This window comes from Microbacterium sp. UBA837 (assembly GCF_002296025.1).
Taxonomy (GTDB): Bacteria; Actinomycetota; Actinomycetes; order Actinomycetales; family Microbacteriaceae; genus Microbacterium.
Window position 1 is genome coordinate 1,689 of the sequence record NZ_DBHD01000019.1, and the last position, 19,399, is coordinate 21,087.

The following is a 19,399-nucleotide window of genomic DNA, read 5'->3' on the forward strand; positions in this document are numbered from 1 at the left end:
AAGTCGACCGAGATCCCCACGGTTCTCGGCGGACTGGGTGTTGCGATCCTGTCCACCTCCTCCGGTCTTCTCACCGACCGTCAGGCCGAGCAGAAGGGCGTGGGTGGGGAAGTCCTCGCCTACGTGTGGTGATCTGACATGTCGCGTATTGGACGTCTTCCCATCGACATCCCCGCTGGCGTGACCATTACGGTCGAGGGCCAGGATGTCGCCGTCAAGGGCCCGAAGGGTGAGCTGTCGCTGACCGTCGCACGCCCCATCGAGGTCAAGGTCGAAGAGGGCCAGGTGCTCGTCACCCGTCCCGACGACGAGCGCGAGTCGCGGTCGCTTCACGGCCTGACCCGCACCCTGATCAACAACAACATCATCGGCGTGACCCAGGGCTACACCAAGGGCCTCGAGGTCGTCGGCACCGGTTACCGCGTCGCCCAGAAGGGCAGCTCGATCGAGTTCGCCCTCGGCTTCTCGCACCCGGTGCTCGTCGACCCGCCCAGCGGGATCAGCTTCACGGTCGAGGGCAACAACAAGGTCACCGTGAGCGGCATCGACAAGCAGGCCGTCGGTGAGGTTGCTGCCAACATCCGAAAGATTCGCAAGCCGGAGCCCTACAAGGGCAAGGGCATCCGCTACGCCGGCGAGGTCGTGCGTCGCAAGGCCGGAAAGGCTGGTAAGTAACCATGAGCGTCAAGACGAAGTCCGACGCCCGCGCGCGTCGCCACACCCGTCTTCGCAAGAAGGTCGTCGGCACCACCGAGCGTCCGCGCCTGGTCGTCACCCGCTCTGCCCGTCACGTGTTCGTGCAGGTCGTGGACGACAGCAAGGGCCACACGCTGGCCTCGGCATCCACCCTCGAAACCGACCTGCGGTCGTTCGACGGTGACAAGACCGCCAAGGCCCGCAAGGTCGGCGAGCTCGTCGCTGAGCGTGCGAAGGCAGCCGGCGTCGCCGACGTCGTGTTCGACCGTGGCGGCAACCGCTACGCGGGGCGTGTCGCGGCTATCGCCGACGGCGCCCGCGAAGGAGGTCTGAACCTGTGAGCGAGAACAACAACCCCGTGGAGAACGACGTGACCACTGCCGAGGGCACCGAGCAGGCTGCCGATGCCACTGCGGCCGAGGGTACTGCTGCGACCACCGAGCGCGAGCGCGAGCCGCGTCGCGGTAGCCGCGAGCGCAACCCCAACCGTGACCGCAACTCGCGTGACCGTGGCGACAACCAGTTCCTGGAGCGTGTCGTCACCATCAACCGTGTGTCGAAGGTCGTGAAGGGTGGACGTCGCTTCAGCTTCACCGCCCTCGTGGTCGTCGGTGACGGCAACGGTGTGGTCGGCGTCGGCTACGGCAAGGCCCGTGAGGTTCCTCTGGCGATCTCGAAGGGCGTCGAAGAGGCCAAGCGCAACTTCTTCCGCGTGCCGCGCTCCGGATCCACCATCCCGCACCCTGTGCAGGGTGAGGCAGCAGCCGGCGTGGTGCTGCTGCGTCCTGCAGCTGCCGGTACCGGTGTTATCGCCGGTGGTCCGGTGCGTGCGGTGCTCGAGTGCGCCGGTATCCACGACGTGCTCTCGAAGTCGCTCGGCTCCTCGAACACGATCAACATCGTCCACGCGACGGTCGAGGCTCTTCAGCAGCTCGAGGAACCGCGTTCGGTTGCCGCGCGCCGTGGTCTTGACTTCGACCAGGTCGCGCCGGCCCGTCTCGTTCGTGCCGAAGCTGAGGCTACGGCCGCACAGAAGGTAGGTGCCTGATGGCTGCTCGGCTGAAGGTGACCCAGGTCAAGTCCAAGGTGAGTGAGAAGCAGAACCAGCGTGACACGCTGCGCTCGCTCGGTCTCAAGCGGATCGGCGACTCGGTCGTCCGTCCCGACGACGCGCAGACGCGCGGCTACGTCAAGACCGTCGCTCACCTCGTGAAGGTTGAGGAGATCGACTAATGGCAGACAACGAAAACGTCGAGGCTGCAGAAGCAGTAGCCGCGGCGCCCAAGAAGGCCCCGGCCCGCAAGGCTCCGGCCAAGGCTGCTGCCGACGCGCCCGCCGAGAAGAAGGCGCCTGCGCGCAAGGCTCCGGCCAAGGCCGCAGCTGACAGCGACGCCTCGGCCGAGAAGGCGGCTCCCGCCAAGAAGGCTCCGGCCAAGGCTGCAGCGAAGAAGGATGTCGCACCCGCGACCCGTCCCGGTGTGCTCAAGGTGCACCACCTTCGTCCGGTCCCCGGCGCCAACACGGCGAAGACCCGGGTCGGCCGCGGTGAGGGTTCGAAGGGTAAGACCGCAGGCCGCGGTACCAAGGGTACGAAGGCCCGCTACCAGGTCAAGGTCGGTTTCGAGGGTGGGCAGATGCCGCTGCACATGCGCACCCCGAAGCTCCGTGGCTTCAAGAACCCGTTCCGCGTGGAGTACCAGGTCGTGAACCTCTCGACGCTGGCTGAGCTCTACCCGAAGGGTGGAGAGGTCACCGTGAGTGACCTCGTGGCCAAGGGTGCAGTTCGCAAGAACGAGAAGGTCAAGGTCCTCGGAGACGGTGACATCTCGGTCAAGCTCACCGTGACCGTCGACAAGGTTTCGGGTTCGGCCGAGCAGAAGATCGTCGCAGCCGGCGGGTCGGTCGCGACCGCCGCCTCGGCAGAGTAGTACCTGGAAAGAGGGGCCGGAGATATCTCCGGCCCCTCTTTCGGTTAGCCTGGACGTTGGCGCGCCCGAGCGTGTCGGCATCCCCCTTGGAGGAATCCTCTTGTTCAGCGCCATCGCGCGGGTGTTCCGCACTCCCGACCTTCGTCGCAAGATCGGGTTCACCCTGGCCATCATCGCCCTGTATCGCTTCGGTGCACACGTACCGACGCCGTTCGTGGACTTCCCGAACGTACAGCAGTGTCTGCGGGACTCCACCGGCACTGAGGGTCTGCTCGCTCTCGTCAACCTGTTCTCCGGTGGTGCTCTGCTCCAGCTGTCGATCTTCGCGCTGGGCGTCATGCCCTACATCACCGCGACGATCATCGTGCAGCTGCTGCGCGTGGTCATCCCGCACTTCGAGGCGCTCTACAAGGAGGGCCAGGCTGGGCAGGCCAAGCTCACGCAGTACACCCGCTACCTGACGATCGCGCTCGCGCTCCTGCAGTCGACGACCCTGGTCACCGTTGCCCGCAGCGGTCAGCTGTTCGGAACGTCGAACGTGCCGGAGTGCCAGCAGCTGCTGACCAACGACGCGTGGTGGGCGCAGTTGCTCATGATCATCACGATGACCGCAGGTACCGGCCTCATCATGTGGTTCGCCGAGCTCGTCACCGAGCGCGGTATCGGCAACGGGATGTCGATCCTCATCTTCACTTCCATCGCTGCCGCCTTCCCGGCCTCGCTGTGGGCGATCTGGCAGTCGCGTGGGTTCGAGACGTTCTTGCTCGTCGTCGCCGTCGGCATCGTGGTCGTCGGCCTTGTGGTGTTCGTCGAACAGTCCCAGCGCCGCATCCCGGTGCAGTACGCCAAGCGGATGGTGGGCCGCCGCACCTATGGCGGAACCAACACGTACATCCCGATCAAGGTCAACATGGCCGGTGTTGTGCCCGTCATCTTCGCGTCGTCGCTGCTGTACATCCCGGCGCTCATCGCCCAGTTCAACCAGCCCGCCGCGGGGGAGACCGCCGCCCCGTGGGTCGTGTGGATCAGCAACAACCTCACCAACGGTGACAGCCCGATCTACATGATCGTGTACTTCCTGCTCATCGTCGGGTTCACCTACTTCTACGTCGCGATCACCTTCAACCCGGTTGAGGTCGCCGACAACATGAAGAAGTACGGCGGGTTCATCCCCGGCATCCGTGCGGGGCGCCCGACTGCCGAGTACCTCGACTACGTGCTCACGCGCATCACGCTTCCCGGTTCGATGTACCTGGGTCTGATCGCTCTGCTTCCGCTGTTCGCGCTGGCGCTGGTCGGCGCGAACCAGAACTTCCCGTTCGGCGGTGCCTCAATCCTGATCATCGTGGGTGTGGGTCTTGAGACCGTGAAGCAGATCGACGCACAGCTGCAGCAGCGACACTACGAAGGGCTCCTCCGATGACGCGCTCCGCCGACCTCCCCTCCGCTCGCCTCTTGATCGTCGGGCCGCAGGGCTCGGGCAAGGGCACGCAGGGGGTTCGCGTGGGCGAAGCGCTGTCGATTCCCGTGATCTCGACCGGGGACGTCTTCCGCGCCAACGTCAGCGCGGGAACCCCTCTCGGCCAACAGGTCAAGGCGATCATCGAAGCCGGCGACCTCGTGCCGGATTCGCTGACCAGCGAGATCGTGCGCGACCGTCTGACGCAGGATGACGCGAGCAACGGCTTCCTTCTCGACGGGTATCCGCGCAACCTCGGCCAGGTCGGCGACCTCGACGCGTTCCTCGAGAGCCGCGGCGAGTCGCTGGATGCCGTCATCGAGCTTTCCGTTCCGCGTGATGAGTCGATAGCGCGACTGACACAGCGCGCCATCGACCAGGGCCGGACCGATGACACCGAAGAGGTCATCGCCAACCGGCTCGCCATCTACGAGCGCGAGACAGCTCCCATCCTCGATGTGTATCGGGAGCGCGGGATCGTCGACGCGATCGACGGCGTCGGATCGCTCGACGAGATCGCAGACCGCATCGCCGCCGCCCTCGCGGCGCGCGGCATCACCGGCTGACCGGGCGTCGTGCTGCGTCGATCGATCTACAAGACCCCCGCTCAGCTGCGAGCGATGGTCGAGCCGGGGCTGATCACCGCCGCCGCCCTGGATGCGGTTCGTGCGCTCGCCGCGCCGGGAGTCACGACCCTCGAGCTTGATGCTGCGGCATCCGCCGTGATCACCGGTCGTGGGGCGCGTTCGAACTTCCAGCTCGTGCGCGGGTACCGCCACACGGTGTGTGCGTCGGTGAACGAGCAGGTCGTCCACGGCATTCCGGGTGACTACGTCTTACAGCCCGGTGACATCCTCTCGGTGGATGCCGGAGCCGAGTATCACGGGTGGAACGGGGACTCCGCGTTCACTGTCGTTCTGCCCGATCCGGAGCGGCCGGACCTCGTCGCTGCTCGGCAGCGGCTCTCCGATGTCACGCGAGGATCGCTGTGGGCCGGAGTCGCCGCCCTGGCATCGGCATCCCACGTCGGCGAGGTCGGCGCGGCGATCGAAGGATACGTCGAGGCGAACGCCCCCGAGGGCGGGTACGGCATCCTGCGCGACTACATCGGCCACGGCATCGGGCGCAAGATGCACGAGGCGCCGCCGGTGTTCAACTACCGAACCAGTGATCCGGGCGCCGAGGTGCGACCGGGGTTGGTGCTCGCCATCGAGCCGATGGTGGTCGCCGGCGATCAGGCGACGTTCGTCGAAGATGACGATTGGACAGTGTCGACCGTCGATGGCACAGACGGCTCACATTGGGAACATAGCGTTGCCGTGCACGATGGTGGTATCTGGGTGCTCACGGCACCCGATGGCGGCGCCGCGGAGCTTGCTCCGTTCGGTGTCATCCCGCAACCGATCGCAGGGGCCTGAGCGGCGCACGCTGGCAGGCCCGACGGACACACAGCATCCGGAGGAAGCAAACATGGCAGCTACCGCGAAGTCGAACAACTCTTTCGCGATCTGGGTCAGCGTCGCGGTCGTCGCGGTGCTGGTACTGGTCGGAGCTCTCGTCGTGTGGATGAACAACACGGCATCGGCTCCAGGGCCCGTTCCGGCTGCCGCGAACATCAACACCGAGACCGGTGGGATCGCGGTCGGCACCGGTTCGAACTCCGTCGACACCTACGTCGACTTCATGTGCCCCTACTGCAACCAGTTCGAGCAGGCCGAGGGCGAGACCATTCGGCAACTCATCGATGACGGGTCGATCACGCTGAACGTCCACCCGGTCTCGATCCTCGACCGGGTATCGCAGGGCACCCAGTACTCCACGAGGTCGGCCAGCGCCGCCTATTGCGTTGCGGAGTCGGATCCGGATGCGCTGCTGGACTTCATCACTGCCATGTACGCCCAGCAGCCGGCCGAGTCCTCGCCGGGACTGACCGACGACGAGATCGTTGCGATCGCTGAGGGCGCGGGAGCCACGAACTCCAGCTCCTGCATTACGGATGGCACGTACATGGACTTCGCAACCACGATGACGCAGAACCTGCCGACGAACCCTGCCACGGGCGGGGCGAGCACGCCGACGCTCGTCGTCAACGGAGAGTACGTGACGGTGACCTACGACCCGCAGACCGACATCGTCGCTCGCTTGAACTGAGCGCGAACAGGACCACGCCGCCGAGCGCCCGCAGCAATGGGCACAGACACAGCACCCGTAGGACGACACCATGGCAGCGCCAGCAAAGAAGAACAGCTATCTCGCCATCTGGATCAGCGTCGCGGTGGTTGCGGCACTCGTTCTGGTCGGCGCGCTCGTGGTGTGGATGAACAACACCGCTGCGGCTCCGGGTGCTGCACCCGAGGGGCCGGGCATCGACTCGTCGACCGGCGCGATCGCGGTGGGCAGCGGGCCTGACGAGGTCGATGTGTGGTTCGACTTCTACTGCCCTCACTGCCAGGACTTCGAGGACGTCTATGGCCCGACGCTGGATGAACTCGTCACCTCGGGCGACATCACCCTGAACCTGCATCCCGTTGCGTTGTCGGGACTGAATGCGGCATCCGGCACCGACTTCTCCGAGCGTTCGGCCAGCGCGCTCTATTGCGTCGCCACGCAGGACACTGACGCTGCTTTCGCGTTCACCCAGACGCTTCTGACTGCTGACGTCACCGGCGCGGGATGGACGGATGACGAACTCATCGCGCTGGCTGCCGACTCCGGGGTGACCGGGATCGACGAGTGCATCACCCAGCGCACGTACGTCGACTTCGTCGACGCGCAGACCCGGGAGATCCCTGCGAGCCCTCAGGGCGGGCAGGGAACGCCGACGCTCGTGATCAACGGCGAGTACATCAGCCTCACCGGTGACGTAAACGCCGACATCGTCAACCGATTGAGCTAAGACCCCCTCACGCGCGACGCCCCCGCGGACTTCGGTCCCGGGGGCGTCGCGCGTGCCGTCGGTTGGCCGCGACGCGCCGGTTCGGCGGGGCGACTCCCCGTGACTACTCGCGGTTTTGGATGCGTTCACCTGTGCGTTGACTTCGGTGGCGAGGCTGGCGAGGCTGGCGGGGCGCCACCGCTCTGAGGCAACGTCAGCGAGTTCGGCGCACCATCCCTTGCACCGATTCGCAGGAGTACTCGTCATGCGCCGACGCCTTGCCGCCGCCCTGTCCGTGATCCTTGGGCTCTCGTTTGCCGTCGCCGTTCCTGCGGCTGCGTCGGCTGAACCGATTGAGGTCCCGCCGGTGGTGATCAACGAGATTCAGCCGGATGACCCGCAGGATGCTGCCGACTGGGTGGAACTCGCCAATACCGGGCAGGCCGATGTCGACCTCGCCGGCTGGAAGCTGCGCGACGACAAGAACGAGAGCACTATCGCGTCGGGCTACGTCGTTCCCGCCGGCGGATACCTGGTGCTCTCCAAGGATGCCGGGTTCTCGTTCGGCCTCGGCAAGAGCGGTGACGAGGTCCACCTGCTCCTCCCTGACGGCACTGTCGTCGACGAGTACGCGTTCACGGAGCTGCCCCCCGGTGCGTCGAACGCCTCCTGGGGCCGGTGCCCCGACCTGACCGGAGACTTCGGACCCACTGCAGCCCAGACCCCGGGCGAGGCGAACTCCTGCGCACCCGATCCCGCGACCTCTCTTGTGATCAACGAGGTCGAATCCGACGGCGGCGACCAGGCCGACTGGATCGAACTGGCGAACACGTCCTACCTTCCCGTCGACGCAAGCGGGCTCATCCTGCGCGACAACGACGACACCCACACCTTCACGATCCCGACGGGAACCACCATCCCCGCTTACGGCTTCGCCGCCTTCGTCGTGGATGCGGGGCCGTCCGCTTACGGCCTCGGCAAGGCGGACTCGGTGCGCCTGTTCGCCGCTAATGGGACCACGCTCATCGATCAGTACTCGTGGACCGCGCACGCCGCGACGAGCTACGGGCGCTGCCCCGATGCGACTGGTGAGTTCGAACTGACGGCATCCGTCACTAAGGCCGCCGCGAACGACTGTGCGCCGGCAGACGGCGGGGACACCCCTGTGGCTGGCGCTGACGCCATCTGGGTCAACGAGATCGAGTCCAGCGGGGGCGACCCGGGCGACTGGGTAGAGCTTGTGAACACGTCGGACACGGATGTCGATCTCGGCGGTTGGATCCTGAAGGACGACAAGGATGACCACGCCCTGACCATCCCGGCTGGCACGACGATCGCCGCGGGTGGCTACACCGTCATCTACACCGACCTCCCGGATGACGGGTTCGGGCTCGGGAACGGGGATGCGGCGCGACTGTTCCTGCCCGACGGCGTCACCCTTGTCGACAGCCACTCGTATCCCGCCCACGCGCAGCGCACGACCTGGGGTCGCTGCCCGGACGGTGCCGGCGAGTTCGTCGAGACCTACAGCTCGACTCCGGGCGCTGCGAACGACTGCTCGCCGATCCGCATCAACGAGGTGGACTCGAAGGGCGCTGAGCCCGTCGACTGGATCGAGCTGACCAACGCGGGTCCGGACGCCGTCGACATCTCCGGCTACATCCTGCGGGACGACAACGACGACCACGCCGTCGTCGTGCCGAATGGAACCACCCTGCAGCCCGGCGCCTTCGTGGCCATCGACGTCGACGTCACGGGAGGCTTCGGCCTCGGCGGTGCTGACGCTGCGCGCCTGTTCGCGCCCGACGGGACGACGCTGCTGAACCAGATGAGCTGGAGCGAGCACGCCGAGACGTCGTGGGCGCGCTGCCCCGATGGCCTCGGCGAGTTCGAGGTTGCCGCGTCGGTGACCAAGGGTGCTCCGAACGACTGCATCGGCCTTGTCGCGGCAACGCCGTGGCCGGGCGACGCGGGTGTGACTGCAGTTTCGGCGCCGGATGCCTTCGGCGAGGACATGAGCGGCCTGGCCTATGAGGCGACCGCTGAGGGTCGCGGGACGCTCTGGGCCGTGAACAACGGCACCGGAACGCTCTTCCAGCTCGAGTGGAACGCCGAGGCCGGGCAGTGGATCAGCCCGAAACAGGGTGAGTGGGCGGCGGGCAAGGTCCTGCGCTACCCCGGCGGTTCCGGTGCCGTGGATGCCGAGGGTGTGAGCCTCGTCGCGGGCACCTCGGCGGGCGGGGTGTACGTCGCGTCGGAGCGGGACAACACGGCCAGCGACGTCAGCCGACCCTCCGTGCTGCGCTTCGATGTGTCGGCATCCGGAACCGAACTTGTCGCGACCGACGAGTGGAACCTTGCAACCCTCCTGCCGGCTCTCCCCGCCAACGGCGGGCTCGAGGGTGTCACGTGGGTGCCGGACTCGGTCTTGGTCGCACGGGGATTCGTCGATAGCAGCACCGGCAAGGCGTACGACCCGGCGACCTACGGCGCGCACGGCGATGGCCTGTTCTTTGTCGGTGTTGAGGGCACGGCGCGCATCTACGCTGTAGCGCTTCGGGACGCCGGAGTGGCGAGCATCGTCGCCACGATCGACCCGAAGCTCTCGGTGGTGGCCGACGTCACGTGGGATGCGGCATCCGGAACCCTGTACGCCGTGTGTGATGACGCGTGCGGTGGCGAGATCCACGCGATGCGGATTGCCGCGGACGGCGTCTATGCCGGAACCTTCCAGAACGTCGCGGCCTACCTCGCGCCGGCTGGCATGCCCGCCAAGGCCGGCAACGAGGGCTTCGCGATCGGTACGTGCGAGAACGGTGTCGCGCCGGTCTTCTACGCCGACGACAGCGAGACCGACAAGATCTCGCTGCGCGAGGGCCGGATGTACTGCGGGGCCTACCACGGCGGCGATGACGTGCTCCTGAACCTGCTGAACATCAACGACTTCCACGGTCGCATCGACGGCAACACCGTGAAGTTCGCGGGCACGATCGAGCAACTGCGCGCCGCATACGGCGACGACAACACGCTGTTCCTCTCGGCCGGTGACAACATCGGGGCGTCGCTGTTCGCCTCCGCGTACGCCGATGACAAGCCCACGATCGATGTGTTGAACGCGATGGGGCTGGCGGCATCCGCTGTCGGGAACCACGAGTTCGACAAGGGCTCGGCTGACCTGCTCGGTCGGGTCACGGATGCGGCGCAGTTCCCGTACTTGGGCGCCAACGTCTATGCGAAGGGGACACAGGATCCGGTGCTGCCCGAGTATGCGACGTTCGAGGTGGAGGGACTCACGGTCGCGGTGATCGGCGCCATCACCCAGGAGACGCCGTCGCTGGTCTCGCCCGGTGGGATCGCCAGCCTCGACTTCGGTGACCCCGTGGATGCTGTGAATAGGGTGGCCGCATACCTGACCGACGGTGACGAGGGCAACGGCGAAGCTGACATCATCATCGCCGAGTACCACGAGGGTTCGATCGACGGGGTGAAGGAAGGCGCGTCGATCGAGGACGAGATCGCTGCGGGCGGAGCGTTCGCGAAGATCGTGACGCAGACCTCGGCGGCGGTGGATGCGATCTTCACCGGCCACACGCACAAGGAATACGCGTGGGACGGCCCCGTTCCCGGTTCGGACCGGACGCGTCCGATCCTGCAGACCGGTTCCTACGGCGAGAACATCGGCCAGGTTCGGCTCTGGATCGACCCGGTCACGGGCTCTGTGAACGACTACGACGTGCGCAACGTGGCGCGCACGACATCCGCCGATGCGACCCTGACTTCCGCGTACCCGCGCGTCGCTGCCGTCAAGACGATCGTGGATGCCGCGCTCGCGCAGGCGGATGTCGTGGGTTCGCAGCAGGTCGGCTCGGTCGCCGCCGACATCACGACGGCGTTCGTGGGCGACAAGCGGGATGATCGGTCATCCCAGTCGACGCTCGGGAACCTGGTTGCGGATGCGCTGGTGGCTTCGCTGTCGTCGGCCGACCGTGGTGGGGCGGAGATCGGTTTGGTCAACCCGGGCGGTCTGCGTAACGAGCTCTACTACGGCGAGGACGGGGTGATCACGTACGCGGAAGCCAACGCGGTGCTGCCGTTCGTGAACAACCTGTGGACCACGACGCTGACCGGCGCGCAGTTCAAGGTCGTGCTGGAGCAGCAGTGGCAGCCCGACACCGCGTCGCGTCCGTACCTGCAGCTGGGTGTGTCGGAGAACGTGTTCTACACGTACGATGCGTCGCTTGCCAAGGGCGACCGGATCACCGGGATCTGGATCGACGGGCAGCCCATCGTGATGGATGCCGAGTATCGGGTCGGGTCGTTCAGCTTCCTGCTGCAGGGCGGCGACAACTTCACGGTGCTCACGGAGGGAACCGACACCCGTGACTCCGGTCTGATCGACCGCGACGCGTGGATCGACTACCTCAAGAACAACTCGCCGCTGTCGCCGGACTTCGCCTCCCGCAGCGCCCAGGTGACCGGGGTCCCCGCCACGATCGAGCAGGGCGAGACGTTGACCGCGACGGTGTCGGGACTCGACATCCGCTCGCTGGGCGCTCCGGCGAACACGACAGCGCTCGTGTCGATTGAAGGCAGCAGCGCCGTCTTCGACCCGGTACTTATCAACGGCGGCGCCGCGCAGATCAGCATCACCGTGCCGAAGGACGCTCCCCTGAACTCGGCGCTTGTCGTGAACGCCGAGCCATCGGGAACCGGGGTGCGGATTCCGTTGACGGTCACGGGAACGTTCACGCCGCTACCGCCCACGGGTGGCACCACCCCGCCCGCGGAGACGGACTTGACCCCGCAGACGCAGGACGCGATCCAGCCGCAGGGTGGGACGACCTTCAAGCAGGGACAGACGGTGACGGTCACGGTCGGCACTCAGTATGCGGGGCAGACTGTGGAGGGCTGGATCTTCTCGACGCCGACCTACCTCGGTACATCCGTGGTGAGCGCCGCGGGAACCGCGACCTTCACGATCCGCGCGGATCTGCCGGCCGGCACGCATCGCCTCGTGGTCACGGACTCCGCAGGCACAGTGATCGGCTGGGTGTACGTCCAGGTCGAGGCGCTCGCCGCGACCGGCGGCACGGTCGCGGCGACGGGGGTGCCAGTGCTGCCCTGGGCTGCTGCAGTCATCGTTCTCGGCCTGGCACTTGTCGTCATCCGTCGCCGCCGGGGAGGCCGAGCGGAGGGCTGACCCGCCGGCGCACCATCCCCTTTCGCCGAACCCACACCTTTTCGCTCGAGCCCACAGGTGTCTGTCGCGAGATCCTGTGGGCTCGGCGAGAGAGGTGTGGGTTCGCGGCTGGTGGTGATTGGGCAGTGCGCTCCTCCCCAGGGGTGGAAGGGCGAGCGGATGCCGCAGGTGTGCGCAGCGACGCGTGAGGGGCTGCGCGCGCAGGCGAGACTGCGGGCATGGATGTCGTACCGCCGAGCTCCGATCGGGTCTGGGACGCGCGTGCGGCGATCCTCACGCGCGAACGGCTCGAGCGCGAGAGCGCAGCGGCGACCATCGCCGCGCAGCACGCGGATGGCGAGCTGATCCGGCTGCACTCGGGGCGATATGTGCGAGCCGCTGACGCGCAAGGATTCATCGAAGACAGGCATCTACGGACGATCGCGGCGGTGCACTCGCGGCGACAGGCATCCGCTGCGCCGTTCTCGCACGCGTCGGCGGCGGTGCTCTGGGGATTGCCCCTCTTTCGGCACGTTCCTGAAGCCGTACACGTCAGCGACGCGCGCCACAACGGTGTCGTGCGGCATGCCCGGGGCGTAGCCCGACACGAGGTCAGCGTGCCGGACGATGACATCGTGGTGATCGGTGGCATTCCGTGCACGTCCCTCGAGCGCACGGTGTTCGACGTTGCGCGTACGCTGCCGCTGGCTAGTGCGGTGGCCGTCGCGGATGCCGCGCTGCGGCTGGTCGCGTGGGATCCCGAAGATCGGGTCTATGACCAGGGTGCAGCCTCGACATGGGCTACCGCGATGGAGGAGCGTATCGCCCGCGCGCGGGGAGCACGTGGCATCCGTCAAGCGCGGTGGATCATGGCCTTCGCAGACGGGCGCGCGCAGCTACCCGGTGAGAGCATGAGCCGGCTTCTGCTGCACGACCTCGGGTTTGCTAGCCCGCGGCTTCAGGTGCGGCTCGCCGACTCGTCCCACCTGTACTTCGTCGACTTCGGGCTGGACGACGCGAAGGCATGGGGCGAGTTCGACGGTGAGGGCAAGTACACGGATGCGCAGTTTCGTGGCGAACGCACACCGTGGGAGGTGGTGCGCGCGGAAAAGGAGCGCGAGGACTGGATCCGCGCGACCACCCACCGCCCGCTGGTTCGGTGGGGGATGCAGCACCTCGCTTCGCCGGTCACGCTCGGCCGGCGGTTGGCCGAGTTCGGCATCCGTCCTCCGCGCTAGCCCCGCGCCCCGCGGCATCCGACTTGTGTTCGTGAACCCACACTTACCGCGCCGAACCCACACGCTATGGCCGTCGGAACATGTGGGGCGGACGCGAAACGTGTGGGTTCGCGCAAAGAAGGGCTCGCACCCCGACACGCCCGAGGTTGCCGGGGTGTTCACTATCACGTACTATTGATCTTTGGTGCTTTGCGCCTGCCTTGGCGTGTCCGGGCAGAGCGGACCGGCACCGACTCCCATCCACCGCAGACCGACCGGTCTGCATAAGCGTGAGCGAGGCTATGGCCAAAAAAGACGGTGTCATCGAGATCGAAGGCACAGTGTCCGAGGCGCTGCCCAACGCGATGTTCCGCGTTGAGCTGACCAACGGACACAAGGTGCTCGCAACGATCTCGGGAAAGATGCGGCAGAACTACATCCGCATCATCCCCGAGGACCGCGTCGTCGTGGAGCTTTCGCCCTACGACCTCACCCGCGGCCGCATCGTCTACCGCTACCGCTAGGCCGGTCGAGAAGTAACGCCCCGGGCATCCGTGCCCGCCCGGCGAAGACAGCGAACAGGAACATCATGAAGGTCAACCCCAGCGTCAAGCCCATCTGCGACCACTGCAAGGTCATCCGCCGCCACGGCAACGTGATGGTGATCTGCAAGTCCAACCCGCGCCACAAGCAGCGCCAGGGCTGAGACGGATGCCGTTCCGGCGGCCCCAGGACTCATAACTCAATACACACAGGCAGGGTCAGAACCCGCATCCGGATGCCGGGTGCAGGGGACACCTCGGGACGAAGGCCCGGGCACCGATTCTGCTCCACACCTTCGACGTACTCCGCGGGGAAACCCGGGGGAAAGAGAGAACCGACATGGCACGTCTTGCCGGTGTCGACATCCCGCGCGATAAGCGCGTGGTGATCGCCCTCACCTACATCTACGGTATCGGCCGTACCCGTTCGCACGAGATCCTCGCGGCGACCGAGATCAACGAGGACATCCGCGTGAAGGACCTCAGCGACGACCAGCTCGTCGCCCTCCGCGACTACATCGAAGGTACCTACAAGGTTGAGGGTGACCTTCGCCGTGAGGTTGCCGCCGACATCCGCCGCAAGGTTGAGATCGGCTCCTACGAAGGCCTGCGCCACCGCCGCGGCCTGCCGGTGCGCGGTCAGCGCACCAAGACGAACGCGCGTACCCGCAAGGGCCCGAAGCGCACCGTCGCCGGCAAGAAGAAGGCCGGAAAGAAGTAAGGCGCGGAAGGTTTAGGAGAAAACGCACATGGCTACCCCCAAGTCCGCAGCGCGCAAGCCGCGCCGCAAGGAGAAGAAGAACATCGCCGTGGGCCAGGCCCACATCAAGTCGACGTTCAACAACACGATCGTTTCGATCACCGACCCCTCGGGCGCGGTGATCAGCTGGGCCTCCTCGGGTGGCGTCGGCTTCAAGGGTTCGCGCAAGTCGACGCCCTACGCCGCCGGCATGGCAGCCGAGTCTGCTGCCCGCCAGGCGCAGGAGCACGGCGTCAAGAAGGTCGACGTCTTCGTCAAGGGTCCGGGTTCGGGTCGTGAGACCGCGATCCGTTCGCTGACGGCCGCTGGCCTCGAGGTCGGCTCGATCCAGGACGTCACGCCCCAGGCGCACAACGGCTGCCGCCCGCCCAAGCGCCGTCGCGTCTGACGACAGTCCCGTTCCGGGCCGGCTCACAGCCACCCGGGTGAAGCACTTCGGGTGCCGGGGCGTGCGTTACTGCGCTGCGTCTCGGCATCCCCCGAGAAAAACTCAACACCTCACCCATTGCACGTGTCATATAGCGGGCACGTGATCGAAAGGAACACATCGTGCTCATCGCACAGCGTCCCACTCTGACCGAGGAGAAGATCGGGGAGTTCCGCAGCCGTTTCGTCATCGAGCCGCTTGAGCCCGGCTTCGGTTACACGATCGGTAACGCGCTGCGTCGCAGCCTCCTGTCGTCGATCCCCGGCGCCGCCGTCACCAGCATCCGCATTGACGGCGTGCTGCACGAGTTCAGCACCATTCCGGGTGTGAAGGAGGATGTCACCGAGATCATCCTCAACATCAAGCAGTTGGTCGTCTCCTCCGAGCGCGACGAGCCCATCACGGCTTACCTGCGCAAGACCGGCGCCGGTGAGGTCACCGCCGCCGACATCTCCGCACCCGCCGGTGTCGAGGTCCACAACCCCGAGCTTGTCATCGCGACTCTCAACGAGACCGCGAAGTTCGAGCTCGAGCTCACCATCGAGCGTGGCCGCGGCTACGTCTCGGCGACCCAGAACCGCAACGAGTACGCCGAGAGCGGTCAGATCCCGATCGACTCGATCTACTCGCCGGTGCTCAAGGTCAGCTACCGCGTCGACGCGACCCGTGCCGGTGAGCGCACCGACTTCGACAAGCTCATCCTGGATGTCGAGACCAAGCCCTCCATCGCACCGCGCGACGCCGTGGCCTCCGCCGGTCGCACCCTGACCGAGCTGTTCGGCCTCGCCCGCGAGCTGAACGTCGAGGCCGAGGGTATCGAGATCGGCCCCGCGCCGGTCGAGACCGTCATGTCGAACGAGCTGTCGATGCCGATCGAAGACCTCGACCTGTCGGTCCGGTCCTACAACTGCCTCAAGCGCGAGGGCATCAACACCGTCTCGGAGCTGGTCGCCCTCTCAGAGACGCAGCTCATGAACATCCGCAACTTCGGCCAGAAGTCGGTCGATGAGGTTCGCGACAAGCTCATCTCGCTCGGGTTGAGCCTGAAGGACTCGGTTCCCGGGTTCGACGGCGCGCACTTCTACGGCGGCTACGACGACGAGACCGTCTGACCGGTACCCGAAACGGATGCCGCAGCATCCTGACCGACTTTCCCTGGAGTAACTGACATGCCCAAGCCCACCAAGGGTCCCCGCCTCGGAGGCGGCCCCGCCCACGAACGCCTGCTGCTCGCGAACCTCGCCGCGGCGCTGTTCACGCACAAGTCGATCAAGACGACCGAGACGAAGGCCAAGCGCCTGCGTCCCCTCGCCGAGCGCCTGATCACCTTCGCCAAGCGCGGTGACCTGCACGCCCGTCGCCGGGTGCTCTCGGTCATCGGTGACAAGGAAGTCGTGCACATCCTGTTCGCCGAGATCGCGCCGCTGGTCGCCGAGCGTGAGGGCGGCTACACCCGCATCACGAAGGTTGGCAACCGCAAGGGTGACAACGCCCCGATGGCGGTCATCGAGCTCGTGCTTGAGCCGGTGAACCCGAAGCCGAAGTCGGCGAAGAAGGCTGCTCCGGCCGCCGCTGCGCCGGCCGCGGAGGAGGCTCCCGCCGAGGAGACGCCCGCCGAGGCTCTGGCGCCCGAGGGCGAGGAAGAGTCCACCGACGAGGCAGCTGCGGCAGGCGCCGAATCGCCCGAGGAGGGCGAAGCCGCTGAGGCCGCCGCCGAGGATGCCGTTGTCGACGCTCCCGCCGAGGACGACGCCAAGTAATACCCGGGTCCCAGACCCGCCGAACCCACACCTTCGCGCGCGAACCCACAAGGTTTCTCGCGCGGATCGTGTGGGTTCGGCGTTTTCGTGTGGGTTCGGCGCTTTGGCGGCGGCGCGTAGGGTGGGACGGTGAACGAGAGCACCGCCCCTGCACCGATCCCTGAGAACGCCACGCCGAGTGATGCGCGGCCGCTGTCAGAGCGTGTCGGAGCGCCCGAGACCGTCGATGAGATCCAGCATCCGGATGTCGCCACCTGGCGCCCCGCGACCCGGGCGGACCTCGACGAGATGGTGGCGCTCGTAGACTCTTGCGACAGGGTCGATCATCCGACGTGGTTGACGCCGCGCGAGGATGTCGAGGAGATCTTCGAGCTCTCACATATCGATCCGGAGCTTCACACGAGACTCGGCTTCGCCGCCGACGGCGAACTTGTCGCCATGGCAGGCATCCTGGTGCATCCGTCGCAGGACAAGCAGGTGTACGTCTATTGCACCGGCATGGTGCACCCGCGGTGGCGCCGCCGCGGTATCGGCACGCAGGTGCTGCGCTGGGAGTACGAGACCGCCCAGACCGAGCTAGCGCGGACGGATGCCCGGCTTCCGGGTGCGATCTTCCTTCACGCGTACGAGCACGACGCTGAGGCTCGCGCGTTGGGTGCGCGGCGCGGGATGCCCGAGGAGCGGTGGTTCACGACGATGCTTCGCGACCTCAGCGACCCGATCCCCGAGGTGCCGCTGGATGCCGGATCCCCGGCCCTGCGGATCGAGACCTTCGGCCCGCAGTGGCGGGATGCGACCCGTGTGGCGCGCAATGATGCCTTCCGTGACCACTGGGGGAGCCTGGAGACGCCGCCGGAGCGATGGGAACGGTTCGTCAGCGGTTCGCAGTTCCGCGACGACCTTTCGCGCGTCGTGGTGGACGGCGACCGCGTGGTGGCGATGGCTTTGGCTACCGTGAACGAGGACGACTGGGAGGTGCAGGGCTATACATCGGCATACGTCGCGCTGATCGGTGTCGTTCGCGACTATCGCGGCAGGCGGCTCGCCCCGGCGGTGATCACGGCCCTGCTCACGGCGGCACGGGATGCCGGACTTGAGAAGGTCAACCTCGACGTCGACACCGAGAGCCCGACCGGAGCGAACAGTCTCTACGGGCGGCTGGGGTTCGAGGCCACGGACCGTGAGGTCGCCATGGTCGCCCGGTTCTGAACGGCGCCCGTTCCCTCAGCCTGACCCAGCTAGCGTCCGGCTAGACCGCTGAACCCACGCGTTCCTGCGCGAGCCCACAGGATTCGCCGCGCGGAAGCTGTGGGCTCAGCGCAAATCGTGTGGGTTCGGCCGAAGAGGACAAGCGCAGTGGGGCTACTGGGCGATCCGCGCCTCCTCGCGGGTGGCCTCACGGTAGGCCCGGGTCTCGATGAGGTACGCGTCGATCGCGCGTTGGTTCTCGGACTGGCGGATCGCAGCGAGCACGGTGTCGGCGTAGATCTGGCCGCCCGAAGTGCCGGGGTGGATGCGGTCGCCGGCGAGGTAGTCCACGTGGGGGTCGATGGCGCTCGCCCAATCGGCGATTACGGTGCCCGGATGGGCGGCGGCAAACGCGGTGATGTCGCTGTTGACCCCGGGGATCCAGTCGCGGGGCGCGTAAGCGTTCACGAGCACAAGGGTCCTGTCGGGCCCGGCGGTTGCAGCGATCCGCTCGTAGGCATCCCGGCTGATCGGACCGTTCGTGCCGAGAGCGACGACCACGTAGCGGCCGAGCTGCCCCGCGGCGGCGAATTGGTCGACGATGCCGGGGCCCGCCCAGGAGGACCGCGAGACTGCGGCATCCACCCGGATGCCGGGAAGCGTCTCGTACAGCGAGGGTGCGGCAGCGAGCATGACCGAGTCGCCGACGGCGGTGACCTCGCCGCCCGAGATCGGCGTCGGTGACGGCGCGGGCGGCCGGACGGCTCCATCGGCGAGGGCGCCAGCCGGTGCCGGCTCATCGGGTTGCGGTTGATCATCTGCCGACGGCGTCGGGCTGGCGGATGCCGCATCAACGGCTGCCTGCCCTTCGGCGACGACTGCTTCGCCGGATGACACGCTCGCACCGGTGGTGGCTGCCGCTACCGTGCCGAACACCAGGGCAGTTGTGGCAAGGCTCCCGACGACGGTGCCCCACAGCGCCCCGGCATCGACGCCGACCCGTGCGCGTGCCGCGCGCCAGGTGCCACGGAAACCGAGGCGCCGCACCGGTGTCTCAAGGAATCGGTAGGAAGCCTCCGCGATGACGACGGTGAGCGCCAGCGTCGCGAGGCCGACCCATACCGGTACTCCCGCTTCTGGTGCGGTGCCCTGCACGGCGGCGACCAGCAGGACCAGGAGGGGCCAGTGCCACAGGTACAGGCCGTAGGAGCGTTCACCGATCCACCGCAGCGGACGCGCATCCAGGGCCGGGCCGAGGCCGGCGTGCGGCCAGACGGCAGCGACGATCGCGATACCCGTCAGGGCGCTCGCGGCGGCGATGGTCAGCGGAAAGGTTCTGACGGAGTCGGTGGGTGCGAGCAGGGACAG

General features: G+C 67.0%; 20 protein-coding genes and 1 pseudogene. 20 read left to right on the forward strand and 1 reads right to left on the reverse strand.

Annotation, left to right across the window (positions count from 1 at the left end; translation table 11 throughout):
- Nucleotides 1–12 precede the first annotated feature (12 nt).
- From rpsH to B3587_RS01615, 20 genes are all read left to right on the forward strand, one after another.
- Entirely contained in the window at nt 13–132 is a 120-nt protein-coding gene (gene rpsH / locus B3587_RS01520) for a 30S ribosomal protein S8 (protein WP_414683104.1), read from the forward strand.
- 6 nt (nt 133–138) lie between these two features.
- On the forward strand, nt 139–675 hold the full coding sequence (rplF, locus tag B3587_RS01525; RefSeq protein ID WP_228177315.1) for a 50S ribosomal protein L6: 537 nt from the start codon (nt 139–141) through the stop codon (nt 673–675).
- A 2-nt stretch (nt 676–677) separates the two neighbouring features.
- Nucleotides 678–1,037: a 50S ribosomal protein L18 gene (gene rplR, locus B3587_RS01530; RefSeq protein ID WP_228177314.1), complete on the forward strand. Its 360-nt coding sequence runs from the start codon at nt 678–680 to the stop codon at nt 1,035–1,037.
- Between the two features lie 17 nt (nt 1,038–1,054).
- On the forward strand, nt 1,055–1,744 hold the full coding sequence (rpsE, locus tag B3587_RS01535) for a 30S ribosomal protein S5 (protein ID WP_374197998.1): 690 nt from the start codon (nt 1,055–1,057) through the stop codon (nt 1,742–1,744).
- Nucleotides 1,744–1,929: a 50S ribosomal protein L30 gene (gene rpmD / locus B3587_RS01540; RefSeq protein WP_023954062.1), complete on the forward strand. Its 186-nt coding sequence runs from the start codon at nt 1,744–1,746 to the stop codon at nt 1,927–1,929. Before rpsE ends, rpmD begins: the two co-directional genes overlap by 1 nt.
- Entirely contained in the window at nt 1,929–2,624 is a 696-nt protein-coding gene (gene rplO / locus B3587_RS01545; RefSeq protein WP_228177313.1) for a 50S ribosomal protein L15, read from the forward strand. The genes rpmD and rplO overlap by 1 nt, the downstream gene beginning before the upstream one ends.
- 100 nt (nt 2,625–2,724) lie before the next feature.
- A complete protein-coding gene (gene secY / locus B3587_RS01550) occupies nt 2,725–4,047 on the forward strand; it encodes a preprotein translocase subunit SecY (RefSeq protein ID WP_228177312.1) in 1,323 nt (440 codons plus the stop codon).
- A complete protein-coding gene (locus B3587_RS01555; protein ID WP_228177311.1) occupies nt 4,044–4,649 on the forward strand; it encodes an adenylate kinase in 606 nt (201 codons plus the stop codon). Before secY ends, B3587_RS01555 begins: the two co-directional genes overlap by 4 nt.
- A 9-nt stretch (nt 4,650–4,658) precedes the next feature.
- Nucleotides 4,659–5,501 (forward strand): type I methionyl aminopeptidase, encoded by an 843-nt coding sequence (gene map, locus B3587_RS01560; RefSeq protein ID WP_228177310.1) that lies wholly within the window; start codon nt 4,659–4,661, stop codon nt 5,499–5,501.
- A gap of 52 nt (nt 5,502–5,553) precedes the next feature.
- Nucleotides 5,554–6,234: a DsbA family protein gene (locus B3587_RS01565; RefSeq protein ID WP_228177309.1), complete on the forward strand. Its 681-nt coding sequence runs from the start codon at nt 5,554–5,556 to the stop codon at nt 6,232–6,234.
- A gap of 70 nt (nt 6,235–6,304) precedes the next feature.
- A complete protein-coding gene (locus tag B3587_RS01570; protein WP_292726029.1) occupies nt 6,305–6,979 on the forward strand; it encodes a DsbA family protein in 675 nt (224 codons plus the stop codon).
- Between the two features lie 244 nt (nt 6,980–7,223).
- Nucleotides 7,224–12,158, forward strand: a complete 4,935-nt coding sequence (locus B3587_RS01575; protein ID WP_292726031.1) for a lamin tail domain-containing protein — start codon at nt 7,224–7,226, stop codon at nt 12,156–12,158.
- Between the two features lie 218 nt (nt 12,159–12,376).
- Nucleotides 12,377–13,375 carry a hypothetical protein gene (locus tag B3587_RS01580; protein ID WP_292726033.1) on the forward strand — a complete coding sequence of 333 codons (999 nt, stop codon included), beginning with the start codon at nt 12,377–12,379 and terminating at the stop codon, nt 13,373–13,375.
- Nucleotides 13,376–13,656: 281 nt separating this feature from the next.
- The gene (gene infA / locus B3587_RS01585; protein WP_013583992.1) at nt 13,657–13,878 is read left to right on the forward strand and encodes a translation initiation factor IF-1; all 222 of its coding nucleotides are present in this window, start codon (nt 13,657–13,659) and stop codon (nt 13,876–13,878) included.
- A gap of 65 nt (nt 13,879–13,943) precedes the next feature.
- Entirely contained in the window at nt 13,944–14,060 is a 117-nt protein-coding gene (gene rpmJ, locus B3587_RS01590; RefSeq protein ID WP_022893853.1) for a 50S ribosomal protein L36, read from the forward strand.
- A gap of 176 nt (nt 14,061–14,236) precedes the next feature.
- Nucleotides 14,237–14,617: a 30S ribosomal protein S13 gene (rpsM, locus tag B3587_RS01595; RefSeq protein ID WP_228177305.1), complete on the forward strand. Its 381-nt coding sequence runs from the start codon at nt 14,237–14,239 to the stop codon at nt 14,615–14,617.
- 28 nt (nt 14,618–14,645) lie between these two features.
- Nucleotides 14,646–15,044 carry a 30S ribosomal protein S11 gene (gene rpsK / locus B3587_RS01600; protein ID WP_228177304.1) on the forward strand — a complete coding sequence of 133 codons (399 nt, stop codon included), beginning with the start codon at nt 14,646–14,648 and terminating at the stop codon, nt 15,042–15,044.
- A gap of 161 nt (nt 15,045–15,205) precedes the next feature.
- Nucleotides 15,206–16,195, forward strand: a complete 990-nt coding sequence (locus tag B3587_RS01605; protein ID WP_228177303.1) for a DNA-directed RNA polymerase subunit alpha — start codon at nt 15,206–15,208, stop codon at nt 16,193–16,195.
- Between the two features lie 57 nt (nt 16,196–16,252).
- On the forward strand, nt 16,253–16,843 hold the full coding sequence (gene rplQ / locus B3587_RS01610) for a 50S ribosomal protein L17 (RefSeq protein ID WP_292726035.1): 591 nt from the start codon (nt 16,253–16,255) through the stop codon (nt 16,841–16,843).
- A 129-nt stretch (nt 16,844–16,972) separates the two neighbouring features.
- On the forward strand, nt 16,973–18,052 hold the full coding sequence (locus B3587_RS01615; RefSeq protein ID WP_292726037.1) for a GNAT family N-acetyltransferase: 1,080 nt from the start codon (nt 16,973–16,975) through the stop codon (nt 18,050–18,052).
- A 153-nt stretch (nt 18,053–18,205) separates the two neighbouring features.
- On the opposite strand, the pseudogene B3587_RS01620 reads toward B3587_RS01615, so the two are convergent.
- Nucleotides 18,206–19,399 (reverse strand): annotated as a pseudogene (locus B3587_RS01620) (acetyltransferase); the annotation flags it as partial.

Bases quoted from the DNA above. Each gene is read 5' to 3' on its own strand.
- B3587_RS01575 (WP_292726031.1), top strand. From the start codon at position 7,224: ATGCGCCGACGCCTTGCCGCCGCCCTGTCCGTGATCCTTGGGCTCTCG.
- rplQ (WP_292726035.1), top strand. From the start codon at position 16,253: ATGCCCAAGCCCACCAAGGGTCCCCGCCTCGGAGGCGGCCCCGCCCAC.
- infA (WP_013583992.1), top strand. From the start codon at position 13,657: ATGGCCAAAAAAGACGGTGTCATCGAGATCGAAGGCACAGTGTCCGAG.
- rplR (WP_228177314.1), top strand. From the start codon at position 678: ATGAGCGTCAAGACGAAGTCCGACGCCCGCGCGCGTCGCCACACCCGT.
- rpmD (WP_023954062.1), top strand. From the start codon at position 1,744: ATGGCTGCTCGGCTGAAGGTGACCCAGGTCAAGTCCAAGGTGAGTGAG.
- rpmJ (WP_022893853.1), top strand. From the start codon at position 13,944: ATGAAGGTCAACCCCAGCGTCAAGCCCATCTGCGACCACTGCAAGGTC.
- rpsM (WP_228177305.1), top strand. From the start codon at position 14,237: ATGGCACGTCTTGCCGGTGTCGACATCCCGCGCGATAAGCGCGTGGTG.
- B3587_RS01565 (WP_228177309.1), top strand. From the start codon at position 5,554: ATGGCAGCTACCGCGAAGTCGAACAACTCTTTCGCGATCTGGGTCAGC.
- B3587_RS01555 (WP_228177311.1), top strand. From the start codon at position 4,044: ATGACGCGCTCCGCCGACCTCCCCTCCGCTCGCCTCTTGATCGTCGGG.
- B3587_RS01580 (WP_292726033.1), top strand. From the start codon at position 12,377: ATGGATGTCGTACCGCCGAGCTCCGATCGGGTCTGGGACGCGCGTGCG.
- rpsK (WP_228177304.1), top strand. From the start codon at position 14,646: ATGGCTACCCCCAAGTCCGCAGCGCGCAAGCCGCGCCGCAAGGAGAAG.
- rplO (WP_228177313.1), top strand. From the start codon at position 1,929: ATGGCAGACAACGAAAACGTCGAGGCTGCAGAAGCAGTAGCCGCGGCG.
- B3587_RS01570 (WP_292726029.1), top strand. From the start codon at position 6,305: ATGGCAGCGCCAGCAAAGAAGAACAGCTATCTCGCCATCTGGATCAGC.
- rplF (WP_228177315.1), top strand. From the start codon at position 139: ATGTCGCGTATTGGACGTCTTCCCATCGACATCCCCGCTGGCGTGACC.